18 protein-coding genes and 4 tRNA genes are annotated in these 20,113 nt (G+C 41.9%); 21 read left to right on the top strand and 1 reads right to left on the bottom strand.

The window, feature by feature from the left end:
• The first annotated feature begins 52 nt into the window (after positions 1–52).
• From noc to NCCP133_RS07005, 4 genes are all read left to right on the top strand, one after another.
• Complete coding sequence (noc, locus tag NCCP133_RS07020) at positions 53–934, top strand: nucleoid occlusion protein (protein WP_264804210.1); 882 nt, start codon at positions 53–55, stop codon at positions 932–934.
• Between the two features lie 230 nt (positions 935–1,164).
• A complete protein-coding gene (locus tag NCCP133_RS07015; RefSeq protein ID WP_264804209.1) occupies positions 1,165–1,926 on the top strand; it encodes a ParA family protein in 762 nt (253 codons plus the stop codon).
• Positions 1,919–2,764 carry a ParB/RepB/Spo0J family partition protein gene (locus NCCP133_RS07010; RefSeq protein ID WP_264804208.1) on the top strand — a complete coding sequence of 282 codons (846 nt, stop codon included), beginning with the start codon at positions 1,919–1,921 and terminating at the stop codon, positions 2,762–2,764. The genes NCCP133_RS07015 and NCCP133_RS07010 overlap by 8 nt, the downstream gene beginning before the upstream one ends.
• A gap of 122 nt (positions 2,765–2,886) precedes the next feature.
• On the top strand, positions 2,887–3,600 hold the full coding sequence (locus tag NCCP133_RS07005) for a DUF554 domain-containing protein (RefSeq protein WP_264804207.1): 714 nt from the start codon (positions 2,887–2,889) through the stop codon (positions 3,598–3,600).
• Positions 3,601–3,997: 397 nt separating this feature from the next.
• Here the strand turns inward: NCCP133_RS07005 and yyaC are convergent, their stop codons facing one another.
• Positions 3,998–4,627 (bottom strand): spore protease YyaC, encoded by a 630-nt coding sequence (gene yyaC / locus NCCP133_RS07000; protein WP_264804206.1) that lies wholly within the window; start codon positions 4,625–4,627, stop codon positions 3,998–4,000.
• A 361-nt stretch (positions 4,628–4,988) separates the two neighbouring features.
• Here yyaC and NCCP133_RS06995 point away from each other — a divergent pair, with 361 nt between their 5' ends.
• The 17 genes from NCCP133_RS06995 (at position 4,989) to yycF (ending at position 20,109) form a co-directional block, all read left to right on the top strand.
• Positions 4,989–5,891 (top strand): mechanosensitive ion channel family protein, encoded by a 903-nt coding sequence (locus NCCP133_RS06995; protein ID WP_264804205.1) that lies wholly within the window; start codon positions 4,989–4,991, stop codon positions 5,889–5,891.
• 2 nt (positions 5,892–5,893) lie between these two features.
• Positions 5,894–6,091 carry a DUF951 domain-containing protein gene (locus tag NCCP133_RS06990; protein WP_264804204.1) on the top strand — a complete coding sequence of 66 codons (198 nt, stop codon included), beginning with the start codon at positions 5,894–5,896 and terminating at the stop codon, positions 6,089–6,091.
• A 540-nt stretch (positions 6,092–6,631) separates the two neighbouring features.
• Entirely contained in the window at positions 6,632–7,732 is a 1,101-nt protein-coding gene (gene ychF / locus NCCP133_RS06985; protein ID WP_264804203.1) for a redox-regulated ATPase YchF, read from the top strand.
• A 520-nt stretch (positions 7,733–8,252) separates the two neighbouring features.
• Positions 8,253–8,540, top strand: coding sequence for a 30S ribosomal protein S6 (gene rpsF, locus NCCP133_RS06980; protein ID WP_053433307.1), 288 nt, complete (start codon positions 8,253–8,255; stop codon positions 8,538–8,540).
• A 37-nt stretch (positions 8,541–8,577) separates the two neighbouring features.
• Positions 8,578–9,090, top strand: a complete 513-nt coding sequence (gene ssb, locus NCCP133_RS06975) for a single-stranded DNA-binding protein (protein ID WP_264804202.1) — start codon at positions 8,578–8,580, stop codon at positions 9,088–9,090.
• Positions 9,091–9,147: 57 nt separating this feature from the next.
• The gene (gene rpsR / locus NCCP133_RS06970) at positions 9,148–9,387 is read left to right on the top strand and encodes a 30S ribosomal protein S18 (RefSeq protein ID WP_144544623.1); all 240 of its coding nucleotides are present in this window, start codon (positions 9,148–9,150) and stop codon (positions 9,385–9,387) included.
• Positions 9,388–9,788: 401 nt separating this feature from the next.
• Complete coding sequence (locus NCCP133_RS06965) at positions 9,789–10,730, top strand: YybS family protein (protein WP_264804201.1); 942 nt, start codon at positions 9,789–9,791, stop codon at positions 10,728–10,730.
• 28 nt (positions 10,731–10,758) lie between these two features.
• Complete coding sequence (locus NCCP133_RS06960; protein ID WP_264804200.1) at positions 10,759–12,732, top strand: DHH family phosphoesterase; 1,974 nt, start codon at positions 10,759–10,761, stop codon at positions 12,730–12,732.
• Positions 12,729–13,178 (top strand): 50S ribosomal protein L9, encoded by a 450-nt coding sequence (gene rplI / locus NCCP133_RS06955; RefSeq protein ID WP_264804199.1) that lies wholly within the window; start codon positions 12,729–12,731, stop codon positions 13,176–13,178. The genes NCCP133_RS06960 and rplI overlap by 4 nt, the downstream gene beginning before the upstream one ends.
• Positions 13,179–13,353: 175 nt before the next feature.
• On the top strand, positions 13,354–14,718 hold the full coding sequence (gene dnaB / locus NCCP133_RS06950; protein ID WP_264804198.1) for a replicative DNA helicase: 1,365 nt from the start codon (positions 13,354–13,356) through the stop codon (positions 14,716–14,718).
• A 391-nt stretch (positions 14,719–15,109) separates the two neighbouring features.
• Positions 15,110–16,402, top strand: coding sequence for an adenylosuccinate synthase (locus NCCP133_RS06945; RefSeq protein WP_264804197.1), 1,293 nt, complete (start codon positions 15,110–15,112; stop codon positions 16,400–16,402).
• A gap of 365 nt (positions 16,403–16,767) precedes the next feature.
• Positions 16,768–16,843 (top strand) — tRNA-Lys (locus NCCP133_RS06940).
• Between the two features lie 14 nt (positions 16,844–16,857).
• Positions 16,858–16,929 (top strand) — tRNA-Glu (locus NCCP133_RS06935).
• A 62-nt stretch (positions 16,930–16,991) separates the two neighbouring features.
• A tRNA-Asp gene (locus tag NCCP133_RS06930) sits at positions 16,992–17,068 on the top strand.
• A 182-nt stretch (positions 17,069–17,250) separates the two neighbouring features.
• Positions 17,251–17,323: transfer RNA gene (locus NCCP133_RS06925), tRNA-Phe, on the top strand.
• 394 nt (positions 17,324–17,717) lie between these two features.
• A complete protein-coding gene (locus tag NCCP133_RS06920) occupies positions 17,718–19,193 on the top strand; it encodes a M23 family metallopeptidase (RefSeq protein WP_264804196.1) in 1,476 nt (491 codons plus the stop codon).
• A 205-nt stretch (positions 19,194–19,398) separates the two neighbouring features.
• Positions 19,399–20,109: a response regulator YycF gene (gene yycF / locus NCCP133_RS06915; protein ID WP_264804195.1), complete on the top strand. Its 711-nt coding sequence runs from the start codon at positions 19,399–19,401 to the stop codon at positions 20,107–20,109.
• Positions 20,110–20,113 lie beyond the last annotated feature (4 nt).

Here is a 20,113-nt window from a genome sequence, read left to right as displayed (position 1 = left end):
CATGATTATAGAGAATATGTAATAGGGAGTTTCGTAAAGGTGGTGCAGGGTGATGAAGCATTCTTTCTCACGCTTTTTTGGCCTAGGCGAAAAGGAAGAACAAGTTACAGCAGAAAAAACAGCAGAAGAACAATTGGATATGGAAGACTTAAGCGAAAAAGAAGAAGTTAAGAAAATACCTATTGATAAAATTGTTCCCAACCGTTTTCAGCCAAGAACGGTGTTTGATGAGGAAAAGATAGAAGAACTTTCTAGAACCATCCATACACATGGAATCATCCAGCCGATTGTTGTACGGGAGTTTGAAGATGGCCAGTTTGAAATCATTGCGGGTGAACGCAGATACCGTGCCATGAAAAAGCTTGGATGGGAAGAGGCTCCGGCAATCGTAAAGAACCTCAGTGATACGGAAACCGCTTCGGTTGCACTGATTGAAAACCTCCAAAGGGAAGAATTATCGCCGATTGAAGAGGCTTTTGCCTATGGGAAGCTGCTGGAATTGCATAATCTTACACAGGAGGCTTTGGCTCAGCGCCTCGGAAAAGGGCAATCAACTGTTGCAAACAAGCTTCGGCTGTTAAAGTTGCCTCAGCCTGTACAGGATGCATTATTAAGCAAATCCATTACTGAACGGCATGCGCGGTCACTTATTCCCTTAAAAGATCCTGAAAAGCAGGTTGCATTGCTTCAGGAAATTGTGGAAAAAAATCTGAATGTTAAGCAGACGGAAGATCGGGTCGTAAAGATTCTCGAACAAAAAAATCCAAAGCCGAAGCCAAAGCGAAAAGCTTTCAGCAAGGATATGAGAATCGCGGTCAACACGATCCGCCAATCTCTTTCTATGGTATCTGACAGTGGCATTAATCTTGATTCAGAAGAAGAAGAATTTGATGAATTCTACCAAATTACAATTAAAATCCCTAAAAAGAAGTAATTCATCTAAACGCGGGAATAAAGCGGGTGCCCTCCTGTTTTTTCGCGCGTTTTTTATTTCCAGAAGGTATCATCCTCCTTTCATACCAAAAGACTGTTAGAATCTTCTTATTTTTAACAAAAAAATAATTCTGTTCCCTTTTTCGTGATAAAATAGACTACGTGATTGAACAAGAATGATAGATGAACAGATAGATAGATTGTAATTTTTTGATGAAAGCAGGTGACACCGTGGGTAAGATTCTAGCTGTTGCGAACCAAAAAGGCGGAGTGGGCAAAACAACTACTTCCGTCAATCTGGGCGCATGCTTGGCATACATAGGAAAAAAAGTGCTTTTGGTTGATATTGATCCCCAGGGGAATGCAACAAGCGGGATTGGCATTGAAAAGGCTGATGTTGATCAATGTATTTATGATGTAATTGTTGACGATGTGGAAGCATCAAAGGTAATCAAGCCGACATCGGTTGAAAATTTATTTGCGATTCCTGCTACGATTCAGCTGGCTGGTGCAGAAATTGAACTAGTTCCCACCATATCAAGAGAAGTAAGATTAAAGAGGGCGTTGGAAGAAGTAAAATCAGCCTTCGATTATATTATCATCGATTGTCCTCCTTCGCTGGGGCTTTTAACCATTAACTCGCTGACTGCTTCGGATGCAGTCATCATACCAGTACAATGCGAGTATTATGCACTTGAAGGCTTAAGCCAGCTTTTAAATACAGTGCGATTGGTGCAAAAGCATTTGAACCATGATTTGAAAATTGAGGGCGTTTTGCTGACCATGTTTGATGCACGTACAAACCTGGGCATACAGGTCATTGAAGAGGTTAAGAAGTACTTCCAGGATAAAGTATATAAAACCATTATTCCCCGCAATGTGCGGTTAGGCGAAGCTCCGAGCCATGGTGAACCTATTATTACTTACGATCCGAAGTCACGCGGAGCTGAAGTATATTTAGAATTGGCAAAGGAAGTGAATTCAAATGGCTAAAGGTTTAGGCAAAGGTCTGAACGCCTTTTTTAATAACATGGAAGAAGAAAAACAAGAAACGGTAAAAGAAGTTCAAATCAAGGAACTTCGTCCGAATCCTTATCAGCCGCGGAAAATATTTGGAAAGGAAGCCATTGAGGAATTAAAGCAATCCATCGTTGAACATGGCATTCTTCAGCCAATCATTGTCCGAAAAAGCATAAAGGGATATGAAATTGTTGTCGGTGAAAGGCGTTTCCGGGCAGCAAAAGAAGCTGGTATGGTGACAGTTCCTGTTGTGGTCAAAGAGTTAAATGAACAGCAGATGATGGAGCTGGCTGTCCTTGAAAATCTGCAGCGTGAAGACTTAACACCTATTGAGGAAGCTGCTGCATACCAGCTTTTAATGGATAAGCTGACAGTGACACAAGAGGAGCTGGCCAAACGGCTTGGGAAAAGCAGGCCTCATATTGCGAATCATATCCGTCTCCTTTCCCTTCCGCCTAAAATTCAGGAACTGATATCCGATGGGAAAATCTCTATGGGTCATGGACGGGCGCTGCTTGGATTAAGAAAGAAAGAAAAGCTGCCGGCCGTTGTTGAAAAGACGGTTAAAGAAGGCCTCAATGTCCGCCAGCTGGAGAAACTGATCCAGCAGCTCAATGATGTTTCACGTGAAACGAAAAAGCCGAAGGTGCAGAAGGATTTATTCCTTAAAGAACGTGAATCTTCACTAAGAGAACGGTTTGGAACGAGTGTCCACATTAAGCAATCCAAAAACAAAGGAAAGATTGAAATTGAATTTTTCTCAAAAGAGGATTTGGAACGGATCATCGAACTCTTGGATACCCATTCTTAAGCCATCTTCAAGATGGTTTATTTTTTTACGAGGATTAAAAAAGATTGTGAATACGTATGTTTCGTGATAATGTAATTAGAAATCATTCGTAATACGAAATAATAATAGATAAGGTGAAGAGTATGTTTCTGCTTGGTACGCTTGTGAATGGGTTGTTAATTATTATCGGAACCTTTTTGGGAAAATTGCTTCATCGCATTCCTGAAAATATGAAAGGAACGGTGATGTATGCTATCGGCCTGGCTGTAATGGTACTTGGCCTTCAGATGGGATTTAAGAGCGAGAATTTCCTCGTGGTTATTTTAAGCCTTGTTTTTGGAACTGTTGTTGGTGAATACTTTGAACTGGAAGATAAATTGAACAGCCTTGGCAACTGGCTGGAGAAAAGAATAGGATCCAAAGGCGAAGGAAGCATTTCGCAAGGATTTGTTACCGCTACACTCATATTTGTCATCGGTGCCATGGCTATTATAGGAGCGCTTGACAGCGGGATTCGAGGAGACCATTCGGTCCTTTATACCAAATCGATTATTGACGGCTTTACCTCCTTAATCCTTACTACTACGCTCGGAATCGGGGTTCTTTTTTCTGCTTTTCCGGTCATGCTGTATGAAGGATTGATTGCTCTTTTTGCTACTCAGATTGACCGGTTCGTCCCACAGGTGCTGATGGATCGTTTTATTAAGGAAATGACTGCTACAGGCGGCATTATGATTTTTGCTATTGGCCTAAATTTAACCGGCATTACAAAAATCAGGGTTGCCAACCTGTTGCCGGGAATCTTGGTGACAGGAGTCATCGTTTCTGTAATCTATTTTTATGGGATTTACTTTTAAGGCTCTTTTCTCATAGAGGGTGTTTTTTCTTATAAATTCAGCCCGTTGAATTCCGCTCCAGGCACTTGCTTTCCGCGGGAAGGAATGCGAGCCTCCTCGGCTTTGCCTGTGGGGTCTCCCACTTCCCTCTCCTCCCGCAGGACATTGAATAAGCTTCCTCGAATGAACACCGCACGAAGGAAATGCGCCAGCATTTTCGAGGATCAAGTGCCCTCCGCTCCAATCAACTCAGCAATTTAAACTACGTTATTAAGATACAATAAGATTTATGAAAATGCTTTTTGTAAAAGATATTCTGAATACCTTCCGAAGGAGTTCGGAAGCATTCACCTGTTGTTCAATGAATAAACTGCAGCAAAAAAGCCATGGAAGCGGATGCTCCATGGCTGACTTACTATTAAGGGGTTTGTTCACGTTTCAGCTCCCACTTGAATGCTGGCCATGCTGGTGCTGATTGATGGGCAAGGCTTGCTTCATAGATCCCATTGGCAATAGTTTTGGCCATTTTTAGAACAAGGTTTAGCCTTGTATTTTGGAGGACAAAAAACTCCATAAATCCGCTTACGTTCACAATTCCGGTAATATGCATATGCCCTACCTCAGGCAAGTCTTTATTGACTCCGGCACCTGGTTTTACAGGACCTTCTCCTATTTGAATGACTCCCACACTTTTTAGGCGTCCAAGGCATGCGTCGATTCCTATGATATAAGGATTGAAATGCTTCTTTTTGATCTCGTTCAGCTTTTCCTCCAGATTTACTGCATGGATAGGATCTTCCAATGTCCCGTAAACATGGAAGGCGGAAATGGCCTTTTCCTCAAGGAACGTGCCGACAAGCGGACCTAATGAATCGCCTGTAGACCGGTCTGTACCGATGCAGACAAAAACGATGGGCCGGCTTCCAATGCCTGAAGGCAATATGTTTTTCAGTTCAGCGGCCAATATTGCAGCAGAGTTTGTTTCTTCGTGCGATATTCTGGCAGAAGCACCGCCTTTTTTGTCAAACAAATTAGGTTTGAAATTCATTTAGGTCCCACTCCCTCTTTAGTCCTTGCCATGGTTCAAAGTGATGAGATTATGTGAATGAAGTTTTTATTATCAGAACGTTTTTAATAGTATACGGAAAATTTTTGTAATCTATACATACCTGTAATATTTAATGATTAAACAATGACTCGGGTGATAGCTTGGCTCATTTTTACTAAAACAAATTACTGTAAAGCATAATGGAAAATTGATAAACTAATACTGTTTAAATAGGGATTCGCACTGCGAGGGGAGATGCAGTATAATTTCTTCAAGCCAATAAAAGCCTATTGCTTGGCTGAGGATAGATAAATTAGTTGCTTTCTTAATTACATTCACAAGAAAAGAAGCAGGTGAAACCATGAGTTATATTGAAAATCTGATTAACAGTATGATAGATAAGCTCTCGAATGAACAAACATGGGCAGCAATTGGGGAAGGCTTTCTTAAGGTTATTGCCATATTAATACTTACGAGTATTTTAATCAGGATCGGCAAGCTGGCCATCCGGAATATTTTTAAAGTAAGAACACCTTCGAAGCTGAGGATCTCAGAGCGACGTGAAGCTACCCTGCTGAAACTGCTGGAAAATATCCTTACTTATGTTGTGTTTTTTGTTGCAGCCATCATGATTTTATCGGTGCTGACCATTGATGTAAAAGCTCTTTTAGCTGGGGCTGGTATTGTTGGGCTGGCAGTGGGTTTTGGTGCACAGAGCCTAGTTAAAGATATCATTACCGGATTTTTTATAATTTTTGAAGATCAATTCTCGGTTGGGGATTATATCCGAATTGATCAATTTGAAGGAACGGTTGAAGAGATTGGCCTTCGGACGACAAAAATTAAAAGCTGGACCGGCGAGATTCATATTCTTCCGAATGGAAGCATCTTGCAGGTAACCAACTTTTCCTTAAATAATAGCGTCGCTTTTGTGGACGTCAGTATTGCTTATGAAGGAGATATTGTAAAAGCGGAGAAAGTGCTCCAGGAGTTATTTCAAAAGCTTCCCGAAAAATATGAAGATATGGTCAAGCCGCCGGAAATTCTCGGCATCCAGAACCTCGCTGCTTCAGATGTGGTGCTTAGGGTAGTATCGGAAACTTTGCCAATGAGGCATTTTTATATCGCACGCCAGCTGAGGAAGGAAATCAAGCTTTGTTTAGATGAAAAGGGCATTGAGATTCCATTTCCGCGTCTTGTTATGTATACACGGAATGAGGAAGTGCCTGCAGCCAATAAGCAAAAACTGAATTCGGAGGGATGAAAATGGAACAAAAAGAATTTGATTTACATGACATTGTTGAAATGAAGAAGCCGCATCCATGCGGTGCCAACCGCTGGAAGATTATCAGAATGGGTGCAGATATCAGAATTAAATGCGAAGGATGCGGGCACAGCGTCATGATCCCGCGTAGGGAATTTTCCCGCAAAATGAAGAAGATTCTTGTTAAGCACGAGGAATAATTTTTGATAGACTGAAATCAGGGAGATGAGGGTCTAAGCGCGCATTTGGGGCAGAAATGCAGCACGGACTAACATGCATTTCTGCCCCAAATGCTGCTGGCTTCAAAGAAAATGGAGCTAAACTGTACACCGGGCGGAAGGTGTGAGTTCGCATCGTCAGCTGCCTTGTGAATATTGAGAAAATGTAATGGGTGCCAGGCACCTATACCAATTTATTGCAGAATGGTATAGATGCCTGGCATCTTTCTTGTAATATCAGAATTTATATCCCTTTGAACTTAGATAACTGAGGCTCGACTTGTGCTTGAGGCCCCCAGGATGGAGGTCATGCAGACGTTGCCACAGGACGTGGCGCTCTTAGTCTGCGTTCCTTCGTAGGCAAGGCGCCCTGCGCTTTTCATATTGATGCGCTGGTGCTGGACTTTTCTAGTTGTCTTTACTTTTCCGGGGTGAATATCTATAATTGTTAGAGGCTTGTTCAAAATAGGATGAATCGGATTTTTTATAGATGATATTTTAAAACATTGAGGAGTGACTTGGATGGCTTTAACAGCTGGGATCGTAGGTTTGCCGAATGTCGGGAAGTCTACACTGTTTAATGCAATTACCCAGGCAGGAGCGGAGTCTGCGAACTACCCGTTCTGTACAATTGATCCGAATGTGGGAATTGTTGAAGTGCCTGACCACCGTTTGAATAAATTAACTGAATTGGTTCAGCCGAAAAAAACTGTGCCAACAGCTTTTGAGTTTACGGACATCGCAGGCATTGTTAAGGGTGCTAGCAAAGGGGAAGGACTTGGAAATAAATTCCTATCCCATATCCGTGAAGTAGATGCCATCTGCCAGGTTGTCCGCTGCTTTGCGGATGACAATATTACACATGTTTCAGGTAAAGTAGATCCAATCGATGATATTGAAGTCATCAACCTGGAATTGATTCTGGCTGACCTTGAATCTGTTGAAAAGCGAATTGGCCGCGTAAGCAAGCTGGCTAAGCAAAAAGATAAAGATTCTGTGTTTGAGCTTGAAATTCTGGAAAAATTAAAAGAAGCGTTCGAAGCAGACAAACCGGCACGTACAGTTGAATTTACTGAGGAGCAAATGAAGCTTGTAAAAGGTCTTCATCTGCTGACAATCAAGCCTGTCCTTTACGTTGCAAACGTAAGCGAAGACGATGTGGCAGATCCTTCATCTAATGAGTATGTGCAGAAGGTTAGAGAATTTGCCGCAAAGGATAATGCGGAAGTAATCGTGATTTGTGCGAAAATCGAATCTGAAATTGCTGAGCTTGAAGGGGAAGAAAAAGAAATGTTTCTTCAGGAGCTTGGCATCGAAGAATCTGGTCTTGACCAGCTGATCAGAGCTGCTTACAACCTTCTTGGACTGGCTACCTACTTTACAGCCGGTGTTCAGGAAGTCCGTGCCTGGACATTCCGCAAAGGCATGAAAGCTCCTCAATGCGCTGGAGTTATTCACTCAGACTTTGAAAAAGGCTTTATCCGTGCAGAAACGGTTTCCTATGGCGATCTTGTGGCTGCAGGAAGCATGACAGCTGCGAAAGAAGCAGGAAAAGTCCGCCTTGAAGGGAAAGAATATATTGTTAAAGATGGAGATGTCATGCACTTCCGCTTTAACGTTTAACTTGCAGGGAACTCCTATTTATAGGGGTTCTTTTTGTTTTTCACTATGCTGACAGTATGAAATTGATTTCACGCGGAGTGACCGATATATTGGAAAAGTGACCGATAAACCTGGGATTTTGACCGATATTTTAGTAAAGTGACCGATAAAAAAGAAATCTGACCGATAAACTGGTGAAATTGACCGATATAGCAAGTGAAGACCTGAGATTGACTTTGAAAGAGCTCTTTTTTTTGGTTTTAATGGGATTATCTTGCTTAAAAGGACTTTAAATTACATACGGCAAGTGCTGAAAAAACGAAACGATCTGCAGAGAAAAATTCAAACTTAGAGAAAAAATTTTATGTGCAGACAAATTACTCCCGAAAGAAACTCGCCTTCAAAGAATCTTCCATCTAGTATTTACTTCTAGCGTTATTGCTTTTGCACAATTAATGTGCTATAATTTCAACTTGTGAGTAATGAATATATTGCTCCTTGCCCTTTTGAAGGGCCGTTAGACCAAAAGGAGGTGAAAGTGATGAGAAAGTACGAAGTTATGTACATCATCCGCCCAAACATTGAAGATGAGGCTAAAAAAGCCCTTGTTGAACGTTTCAACACAATCTTAACTGATAATGGTGCGGAGGTTTCTGAATCAAAGGATTGGGGTAAGCGTCGCCTTGCATACGAAATCAATGATTTCCGCGATGGCTACTACCAGCTAATGAACGTTAATGCTGAAGCAAAAGCAGTTGACGAGTTCACTCGTTTAGCTAAAATCAGCGAAGACATCATCCGTTACATTGTTGTTAAAAACGAGAAATAATAGATAAAGACATTTTTACCGAGAGGAGTTGATTCTGATGATGAACCGTGTTGTTCTTGTCGGACGTTTGACAAAGGATCCTGATTTGCGGTATACCCCGAACGGAGTGCCTGTCGCTTCCTTCACTCTTGCAGTGAATCGTACTTTTACGAATCAGCAGGGTGAGCGGGAGGCAGACTTTATCAACTGTGTGGTATGGAGAAAGCCTGCTGAAAACGTAGCGAATTTCCTTAAAAAAGGAAGCCTCGCTGGTGTAGACGGCCGAATTCAATCCCGCAGCTATGAAGGCCAGGACGGAAAGCGTGTTTACGTGACAGAAGTCCAGGCAGAGAGTGTGCAATTCCTGGAGCCGAAGAACAGTTCTGGCGGCCAGGGCGGCAACAACCCGAACTACGGCGCCCCAAGAGATCAGGATTTCCCATTTGGAAATAACAGCAATCAGAATCAACGCCAGGATAATCGTAATCAGGGCGGCTATACCCGTGTGGATCAGGATCCATTCGCAAATGACGGCCAAATCGATATTTCCGATGACGACCTGCCATTCTAATAGCGCTTGATTATGAACGGATCTATATAATAAAAATGCTAAAGGAGGTAAATGACCATGGCTGGAGGACGCAGAGGCGGACGTGCAAAACGTCGCAAGGTTTGCTATTTCACTGCAAACGGAATCACTCACATCGACTACAAAGATGTGGATCTTCTAAAAAAATTCATCTCTGAGCGCGGTAAGATTTTACCACGTCGTGTAACTGGCACTAACGCTAAATATCAACGTAAATTAACGATTGCTATTAAGCGTGCGCGCCAAATGGCATTACTGCCATACGTTTCAGGTGAATAATAATAAAATGAAAAGACGCCGGTTTCCGGTGTCTTTTTTATAATATCAGAATTTATATCCCTTTGAACTTAGATAACTGTCAAGCTACCCCCTCGAGGTCACTAGCTGAGCCTCCCAAAAAGGCAAAGAATGCCTTTCGAGAGACTCGTCTTGTGCTTGTCGGGGGTGGTCAAGGCGCCCCGCGCTTTTCTTATTCGTTTTCAAAATGTTTAGCACCCCGTCTTTTTTGATTAAACTAAGGAAGGACAGCTCTTCTGATTGCTGTGCAAACAGCAAGGTTGAACCTGTCTTTAATACTAGCTAGAATAGATCTTATGAGTTGACATTTATGGGATTGGTTCAAAAAACGGGAATAGCGAACTTTACCGTCTTTTTGGATACGCAGTTTGAGGGGTGTAGGAATGAATAATGTACATAAATTAACAGAAGGAGCAGTGCTTTTAGCTGTATTTGCAGTGCTACTTCTGATTTCCTTATATGTGCCGGTCCTCGGTACGGTTTCAATCTTCTTTTTAGCTCTTCCGTTTATTATGTTTGCTGCAAAAAATAATCGGAGGGGTTCCGCAGTATTTTTAACTGGCGGTGTCCTGCTTTCTTTGATTTTTGGATCGATTGCAGCGATTCCTCTTGCATTGACATTTGGACTTACCGGAACAGTCATCGGTGATTTTATCAGGGAGCAAAAAGGAAGAACATATTCTTTTATTGCGGGAACGCTTGTATTTCTGGCAAGTTTGCTGCTCCAGTATGCTGCAGCTGCAGCTTTGTTTAATGTGAATTTTATAAAAGAAGGCATTGGGCTTATGGAAGAGTCCATTTCCATCTCTAAAGCAATGCTGGAAGGCATGGGCCAGAATATGGATGACAGGGTCATGGAACAGTTTACAGCTGGTTTGAAAATGATTGAAACATTAACCCCGAGCCTTTTTGTGATGACGGCGGTTATCTCTGTTTTTCTTATTCAATTGGTATCATTTCCAATTGCCAAAAGGTTTGGCATTCAAGTTGAGAATTGGAAGCCATTTAGGGAAATGAACCTGCCAAAAAGCATCTTATGGTATTATCTCATTGTGACTGTCGCATCGTTTATTCTTAATCCCGCTGAAGGAAGCTATTGGTTTCTGGCACTTGTCAATATCGCATTTATCCTGCAGCTGTTTATGGTCATTCAAGGTCTGGCATTTATATTCTTTTTCAGCCATTTAAAAGGATTTCCAAAGGCTGTGCCAGTTATCGCAACTGTATTTACATTTCTAATTCCATTTCTTCTTTATATTGTGAGGATATTAGGTATAATTGACTTAGGATTTGATTTAAGGCAAAGATTAGGAAAAAAGCGATGAACAACACTACTGTTTAGGAGCTGAAAACATGCCTTCGTACTTAGAAAAGCGGTCCATGCGCTATTCCTTATTTGGATTGATGGGCATAACAGTGGTGCTTATCGGTATATTGGCGTATTATAATTGGCTTTTTGCACTACTAGGACTGTTTCTAGCCATCCTTCCTTACTACTATTTTTTTCGGGCTGATAAAAAGCAAAGAAAGGAAACGGAAGAATACATCTCTACCCTATCTTACCGGGTAAAAAAAGTTGGCGAAGAAGCTCTGATGGAAATGCCGATTGGAATCATGCTGATTAATGATGACTTCTATGTTGAATGGACCAATCCCTTTTTAGCATCTTGCTTCGATGAAGATACGCTAGTCGGAAGATCACTTTATGATGTCGCGGATTCGCTTGTTCCACTTATTAAACAAGAAGTGGAAACAGAAATTATAACACTTCATGACCGAAAGTTCCGGGTCATTCATAAGCCTGAAGAACGTCTTTTATACTTTTTTGATGTCACGGAACAGACTGAAATTGAAAAATTGTATCAGGAAGAAAGAACAGTAATTGCCTTCATCTTCCTCGACAATTATGACGAAATGACACAAGGCATGGATGATCAAACAAAAAGCAGCCTAAACAGCCTTGTTACACAGATTTTAAATAAGTGGGCACAGGATAATGGCGTTTTCATGAAACGGGTGTCATCTGAAAGATTCATTGCAGTCTTTAATGAACACATTCTGCAGCTTCTTGAAAAAGGAAAGTTCACTATTCTCGATGATGTTCGGGAAACAACATCTAAACAAAATGTACCTCTTACGTTAAGTGTTGGTGTAGGAACAGGGGTTTCCTCTCTTCCGGAGCTGGGTTCACTGGCCCAGTCAAGCCTTGATTTGGCTTTGGGCCGTGGCGGCGACCAAGTAGCGATAAAGCAGACAAATGGAAAAGTTAAGTTCTTCGGAGGAAAAACCAATCCGGTGGAAAAACGGACCAGAGTCAGAGCACGGGTCATCTCGCATGCTTTAAAAGAACTTATCTCAGAGAGTGACAAAGTAATGATAATGGGTCACAAAGGCCCGGATATGGATGCCATTGGGGCAGCCATTGGCATTCAGAAGGTAGCACGGATGAACCAGCGTGAAGGCTATGTGGTTTTGAATTTCAATGAATTGGATACAGGTGTCAAAAGAATGATGAAGGAAATTGAGAAGAATGAAGAACTTTTTTCAAAATTCATTACACCTGAACAGGCATTGGAAATATCCACTGATGATACACTTCTTGTAGTGGTAGACACCCATAAGCCCTCCTTGGTCATTGAGGAAAAATTGCTTCATAAAATCGAGCATGTCGTGGTTATCGACCATCATCGCCGGGGAGAAGAATTTATTCATAACCCTCTGCTTGTTTATATGGAGCCGTATGCATCCTCAACGGCAGAACTTGTAACTGAGCTTCTGGAATATCAGCCGAAAAACGGGAAAATTGAAATGCTGGAAGCAACAGCGCTGCTGGCCGGCATCATTGTCGATACGAAGAGTTTTTCCCTTAGAACCGGCTCCAGGACATTTGATGCGGCCTCCTATCTTCGTGGACAGGGTGCAGATACCGTTCTCGTCCAAAAATTTTTAAAAGAGGATGTAGACACATATATCAAGCGAGCAAAGCTAATTGAGACGGTTCAATTTTACCGTGAGGGCATTGCCATATCCAAAGGACAGCCAGAGCAGGTATTTGATCAGGTGCTGATTGCGCAGACTGCTGATACATTGCTGACAATGGACGGTGTCATAGCTTCCTTTGTTATTTCAAACCGCTCTGAGAATTTGATTGGTGTGAGCGCTCGTTCCCTCGGGGATATCAACGTTCAGGTGATTATGGAGAACCTTGAAGGCGGAGGGCACTTAACGAATGCTGCCACACAGCTTCATGATGCGACGCTTGATGATGTCGAGATCCGCTTAAAAATGGCTATAGATGAATATCTTGAAGGGAGAAAAAAGGAATGAAAGTGATTTTTTTAAAAGACGTTAAAGGCAAAGGGAAAAAAGGCGAAGTAAAAAACGTGGCAGACGGCTATGCACATAATTTCTTGATTAAACAAGGGCTGGCTCTTGAAGCAAACCAGTCTAATGTCAGCAGCCTGAATGCACAAAAGAAAAAAGAAGAAAAGCTTGCTGCAGAAGAGCTGGCTGAAGCAAAAAAGCTGAAAGAAACACTGGAGAAGCTGACGGTTGAGATTACTACAAAAGCTGGTGAGGGCGGACGCTTATTCGGCTCCATCACAAGCAAGCAAATTGCAGAAGAACTCCAAAAGAAGCACAGCATCAAAATTGATAAGCGTAAAATTGAAATGGATGATGCGATCCGTTCTCTTGGATACACGAAGGTCCCGGTTAAACTTCACACAGAAGTAATGGCAGCATTAAACGTGCATGTTAAAGAAGCGAACTAATCTTCCTGTATATAAACTAATATTGGAAGTAGATTTTGCCTGCAAACATGTTAAAATAAAAGGGTTGATTAAAAATGTGATCAGTTTTTGCTGGTCACATTTTTTAAAGGAAATCTAAAGATTTTTATATAACTATAGATTGATTCATGCTTTTATATTAAGGAGGTCTCAATAGATGAGTGATTTATTTGCGGATCGGCTCCCGCCTCAAAATATTGAAGCGGAACAGGCAGTGCTTGGGGCAATCTTTCTTGAACCCTCCTCTCTTACACAAGCATCAGAGATATTAATACCAGAAGACTTTTACCGGGCGGCACACCAGAAGATTTTCAATGTGATGCTCAAGCTGAGTGATCTGGGAAAAGCGGTTGACTTAATCACAGTGACAGAAGAACTCAGTGCAGCGAAACTGCTGGAGGATACTGGAGGAGTCAGCTATTTGAGTGAGCTGGCGGGATCCGTTCCAACTGCTGCAAATATCGAGTATTATGCTAAAATCGTCGAAGAAAAATCATTGCTTCGCCGTTTGATCCGAACAGCTACAGATATTGCACAAGACGGTTATAGCCGTGAAGATGAAGTGGAAGTCCTATTGGGAGAAGCTGAGAAAAATATCATGGAGGTAGCACAGCGCAAAAACGCTGGTGCCTTTCATAATATTAAGGATGTTCTTGTCAGGACCTACGATAATATCGAGGAAATGCATAACCATAAAGGTGAAGTTACAGGAATCGCGACTGGGTTTGCCGAGCTGGATCATATTACAGCCGGCTTCCAGCGAAATGACCTCATTATAGTGGGTGCCCGCCCTTCCGTGGGGAAAACTGCATTCGCTCTGAATATCGCACAAAATGTTGCAATGAAAACCGGAGAAAACGTTGCAATCTTTAGTCTGGAGATGGGCGCCGAACAGCTTGTCATGCGTATCCTTTGTGCAGAAGGAAATATTGATGCACAAAGGCTTCGTACTGGTTCCCTGACGGACGAGGACTGGGGGAAGCTGACCATGGCGATGGGAAGCTTATCAAATGCAGGGATTTTTATTGACGATACCCCAGGTGTCAGAATCACAGATATTCGCTCTAAGTGCCGCCGTTTAAAGCAGGAGCATGGGCTTGGCATGATCCTGATAGACTACTTGCAGTTAATTCTTGGAAGCGGACGTTCTGGAGAAAATCGCCAACAGGAAGTATCTGAAATCTCTCGCTCCCTTAAACAATTAGCCCGTGAACTTCATGTTCCTGTTATCGCACTATCTCAGCTATCACGTGGAGTGGAACAGCGCCAGGACAAGCGTCCGATGATGTCGGATATTCGTGAATCAGGAAGTATCGAGCAGGATGCCGATATTGTGGCATTCTTATACCGTGATGACTATTATGATAAAGAGTCCGAGGATAAAAATATCATTGAAATTATTATTGCAAAGCAGCGTAACGGCCCGGTTGGAACTGTTCAGCTGGCATTTGTTAAGGAGTATAATAAATTCGTAAACTTAGAGAAACGCTTTGACGATTCTTTTGCTCCGCCTGGTGCATAAAGAGGGCCTGCAGCTGTGCTGCAAGCCCTCTTTTTTACAGAGTAAGAAAGTATAAAACTTTGAACTTCATCTAATGCTCCAGCCCACTCCCTCAAGGTCACAAGTTTGTCTTGTTGCGCTCTTGGGGATGCGGTCATGCAGACGTTGCCACAGGACGCGGTGCTCTTAGTCTACGTTCCTTCGTGGACAAGGCGCCTTGCGCTTTTCTTATTCTTATTTTCATATTTTCATGGTTTTACGAACATATTTTTATATTTTTGTTAAAATCGTTCGTGTTTTATTGACTATCACACTGCATCTTGATAAACTAAAGTGGTTGAAATGAGTTACTTAATTAAAAATGAATTTATAGAAATTTTAAAACCATGGGATTCCCGGAGGTGCTTTTTTAATGTCATCAGTAGTAGTTGTTGGAACACAGTGGGGAGATGAAGGGAAAGGAAAGATTACAGACTTTCTTTCTGAAAATGCTGAAGTAATTGCACGTTATCAAGGCGGAAACAATGCTGGTCATACAATCAAGTTTAACGGTGAAACATATAAGCTTCACTTAATTCCTTCTGGAATATTCTATAGCGATAAGATTTGTACCATTGGAAATGGTATGGTAGTCGATCCGAAGGCGCTTGTGAAAGAACTGGCATATCTTCATGATAAAGGTGTTACAACTGAAAACCTGCGCATCAGTAATCGCGCCCATGTCATCCTACCATATCATCTGAAGCTTGATGAAGTGGAAGAAGAGCGTAAAGGCGCCAACAAGATTGGTACAACCAAAAAAGGAATTGGCCCTGCTTATATGGATAAAGCAGCCCGTAATGGCATTCGAATCGCAGATCTTCTTGACCGCGAAGTTTTTGAAGAAAAGCTGGCGCGTAACCTTGAAGAGAAGAACCGCCTGCTTGAGCGCTTCTATGAAACGGAAGGATTCAAAATGGAAGACATTCTAGACGAATACTATGATTATGGGCAGCAGATCAAACATCATGTATGCGACACATCAGTAGTGTTAAATGATGCATTAGACGAAGGCCGCCGTGTTTTATTTGAAGGTGCACAAGGTGTTATGCTTGATATCGACCAGGGTACTTACCCATTTGTTACGTCATCCAACCCGGTAGCTGGCGGTGTAACAATCGGCTCTGGCGTAGGACCAACAAAAATTAAACATGTTGTCGGTGTTTCAAAGGCTTATACGACCCGAGTTGGAGACGGTCCATTCCCGACAGAGCTTGATAACGAAATTGGAAACCAGATCCGTGAAGTAGGCCGTGAATATGGTACAACTACTGGCCGTGCCCGCCGTGTTGGCTGGTTTGACAGCGTGGTTGTCCGTCATGCCCGACGCGTCAGCGGAATTACAGATCTTTCTCTTAACTCCATCGATGTATTAACAGGCATTGAAACCCTGAAAATCTGTGTAGCATACCGCCAAAACGGTGAAGTTATTGAAGAATTCCCAGCAAGCTTAAAAGTATTGGCTGAATGTGAACCGGTATTTGAAGAGCTTCCAGGCTGGACAGAAGACATCACAGGCTGCAAATCACTGGACGAGCTTCCGGTTAATGCCCGCCATTATCTTGAGCGCGTATCTCAGCTGACAGGCATCCCGTTATCCATCTTCTCTGTAGGACCTGATCGTACGCAAACAAATGTAGTCCGCAGCCCTTGGAGACAGAACTAATACTTGAATGGAAAGCCCTAATGAGAATTAGGGCTTTTTCTGATTTTTTGGGTAAAAACAATTAAATTGTGAACTTGGGGAATGAAATCCTCCAATGGGCGCCTGCAGTCTAGGAATCAGGCACATCCTGCCGAGTTTTCTTTGAAAAAATTTTTTTGTGAAAAAGTTATTGCGCTTTTATAAAACTATATGATATTATAAAAAGCGTCGCCAAGATGACAGCTAAGTACGAGCCATTAGCTCAGCGGTAGAGCAGATTGCAGCATCCTTGTAGTACTCCACCGAATAGCAATCTTTGACAAAGCATGCAATGCTTTGGAACATCTGACGTAGCAGTATCAAGTTTTAGGCAACATTATTAGTATGAGCCATTAGCTCAGTCGGTAGAGCATCTGACTTTTAATCAGAGGGTCGAAGGTTCGAGTCCTTCATGGCTCACCATTATATTTTTATATGGCCCCTTGGTCAAGCGGTTAAGACACCGCCCTTTCACGGCGGTAACACGGGTTCGAATCCCGTAGGGGTCATGGCGAATAATCGTCAGCAAACAGCTGGCAAGCCCAGCTCACTTGCTGACGGTTATTATTCTGGTCCGGTAGTTCAGTTGGTTAGAATGCCTGCCTGTCACGCAGGAGGTCGCGGGTTCGAGTCCCGTCCGGACCGCCATTTACATACATAATCTAGGCCCAATAATTCAATATGGCTCAGTAGCTCAGTCGGTAGAGGATTTTAAAAGAATGCAGCTGCGAAGCGATTCAGCATCGAATGGCATGCTTTTAAAATCTGCGACAAAGCACGCAGGGACTTTGAAGCACATCTTTCGAAGTTTAGGCCCAATAATTCAATATGGCTCAGTAGCTCAGTCGGTAGAGCAAAGGACTGAAAATCCTTGTGTCGGCGGTTCGATTCCGTCCTGAGCCATCCTAAAAAGGAGTATGATATCATTCATACTCCTTTTTGTTACGTTATTGTAATATAACTAGTTATTTTCTGCTAATCGCTTGTAATGATTTTGGTTCGATCTTTTCGATCCTGCTATTACATCTGAAACATTCGAAAATCCTTCTGTATAGGGATTAGTGCCTATTTTTTTACCCTTTTTTTTCGGCGAAATTAATCATGCTGCTTTTAACTATTTGCCATTAATAGTAACAAAATGGCAGTTATTATACATTTTTGTAACATTACAAAGTCTCTTAATCTATTTCATCCTCGATATGATAAAGTAAATATGGTGAAAAATCAGGTATATAAATTAGTCGTTACATAGCAATAAATGAAAGTGTTTGCTACCGTAGTCTAGGGGGATGTAGCCGTGTTTAAATGGGTGAGGAATTTATTTTCTGCGACAGAATATACAGCCAAGAGCTATAAAAATATAATCAATAAAACAGTTGCAGCTGGAGTTGCAGCCGCCGCTGTAACGTTTGCAGGCGGTGATTCCGCCCTAGCTAATGATGATCAATTGATGACTGTTTATTATGTTTATATGGACGATCAGTATATCGGAACCGTTTCTGATAAAAGTGTAATGGAGAATCTGGTTAAAACCAAAATTAAGGAGCTTGAGGGCTCTTATCAAGGTTTGAATTTATCGCTTGGTTCTGACCTTTCTTTTATTCCTGAGCAAGTATTCGAGTCCAATGCTGAGGTTAATAACGCAGAGACTGTAAATGAAATTAAGGACGATATCGACATTAAAGCTGAAGCAGCCGCCCTGGTTATTGGCGGAAAGGAAGTCGCTTATGTTGAAGATGAAGAACAGGCAGAAGCAGCGCTGACTAAAATTAAAGCATCCTATGTAACAGAAAAAGAACTAGAAGATTTAGAACAAAGGAAAGCTTCCTCTGAATCTTTACCACAGCTGAAGGAAGATGAAACACGTATTTTAGATGTTCGGTTTAATGAGAAAGTTTCAGTATCACAAACAAAAGTTAAGCCGGACCAGATTGTTAGTGCAGCAGATGCAGCAAAGCTTCTTCAGAAAGGAACGCTTGAAGAAAAGAAATATCAGGTGAAAGAGGGAGATGCACTGAGCAGCATAGCATCTGCACACAGTCTTGATCTGAAGCAATTAATGAAGTTAAACAGCGGACTTAAGAAAGATTCAGTCATCAAAGCTGGACAAGAATTGAATGTTACCGCTCTTAAACCATATATTAAAGTTGTTGTTGATAAAGAAGTATTCAAAAAAGAAGAGATTGCATATAAAAAAGAAGTAATCGAAGATAGCGGCATGCCCAAAGGCGATACAAAAGTGAAACAAGAAGGAAAAAAGGGTATCCTTTCTGCAACCTATCTGATCTCTGAAGAAAATGGTCAAACCATTAAAAAAGAGGTATCCGAAGAAAAAGTACTGGAAGAACCAGTTAAGCATATTGTCATTAAAGGAACAAAAGTAATTCCATCCAGAGGAGAAGGAAGCTTTGCCTACCCTGCTGTCGGCGGCTATATTTCCAGCAAGGTTGGCTATCGCTGGGGCAAAATGCACAAAGGAATTGATATTGCCCGCCCCAGTGACCGGACCATCAAAGCAGCAGATAATGGCATGGTCGTTTCTGCAGGCTGGGATGGCGGTTATGGAAACAAGATTGTAATTGATCATAATAATGGATTCCGCACTGTTTACGCTCATTTGGATTCCATTAGCGTAAGTGCAGGCCAGACCGTTTCAAAAGGTTCAAAGATTGGCATTATGGGCACAACTGGAGATTCGACAGGTGTTCACCTTCATTTTGAACTTTATAAAAATGGAAAAATGCAGGACCCGCTAAAATATATAAAAAAATAATGGATGAGAGAAGTCTCTAGTTACGTGCTAGAGGCTTTTATAGTTAACAACAACATATATAAGAAACACCAAAGTTTAACAGAGCTTTTCAAATAGATGAATTCCCACCTGTAACATGGTAAAGTAAAGTAGATAACATGTGGTTTTTTTAATGAATTCTACTGCTCCAAAAATAAATACATTTTGCAAGAAAAAGGAGATAGGGATGGATAAAAAAATTCTAGTTGTAGATGATGAGAAGCCAATTGCAGATATTCTGCAGTTCAACTTAAAAAAAGAAGGCTATGAGGTGGTTTGTGCCTATGATGGCAATGATGCCTTGGAAAAAGTTGAAGAAATGAAACCGGATTTAATCCTGCTGGATATCATGCTTCCTCAAAGAGATGGCATTGAAGTATGCCGTGAGGTACGTAAAAAGTATGATATGCCAATCATTATGCTGACAGCCAAGGACTCTGAGATTGATAAGGTGTTGGGCCTTGAACTGGGTGCGGATGATTATGTTACAAAGCCCTTCAGCACGAGAGAGCTAATTGCCCGTGTGAAAGCCAATTTACGGCGTCATCAGCAAATTGCTTCCAAGGCTGAGAAAGAGGAAGAAACAAATGAAATCGAGGTGGGTTCACTTGTTATTCACCCGGATGCTTATGTGGTATCCAAACGCGGTGAAACGATTGAATTAACACATCGAGAGTTTGAGCTTCTGCACTATTTAGCGAAGCATATTGGCCAAGTCATGACAAGGGAGCATTTGCTTCAGACTGTTTGGGGCTATGATTACTATGGTGATGTACGTACAGTTGACGTAACTGTAAGAAGGCTGCGGGAAAAGATTGAGGATAATCCAAGCCATCCGACATGGATTGTTACAAGAAGAGGAGTCGGTTATTACTTGCGGAATCCTGAACAGGAGTAAGAAA

Source organism: Cytobacillus sp. NCCP-133, assembly GCF_026011715.1.
Taxonomy (GTDB): domain Bacteria; phylum Bacillota; class Bacilli; order Bacillales; family Cytobacillaceae; genus Cytobacillus.
Note: the sequence above shows the minus strand (reverse complement) of the source record. Positions and strands in the feature narration are given on the sequence as shown.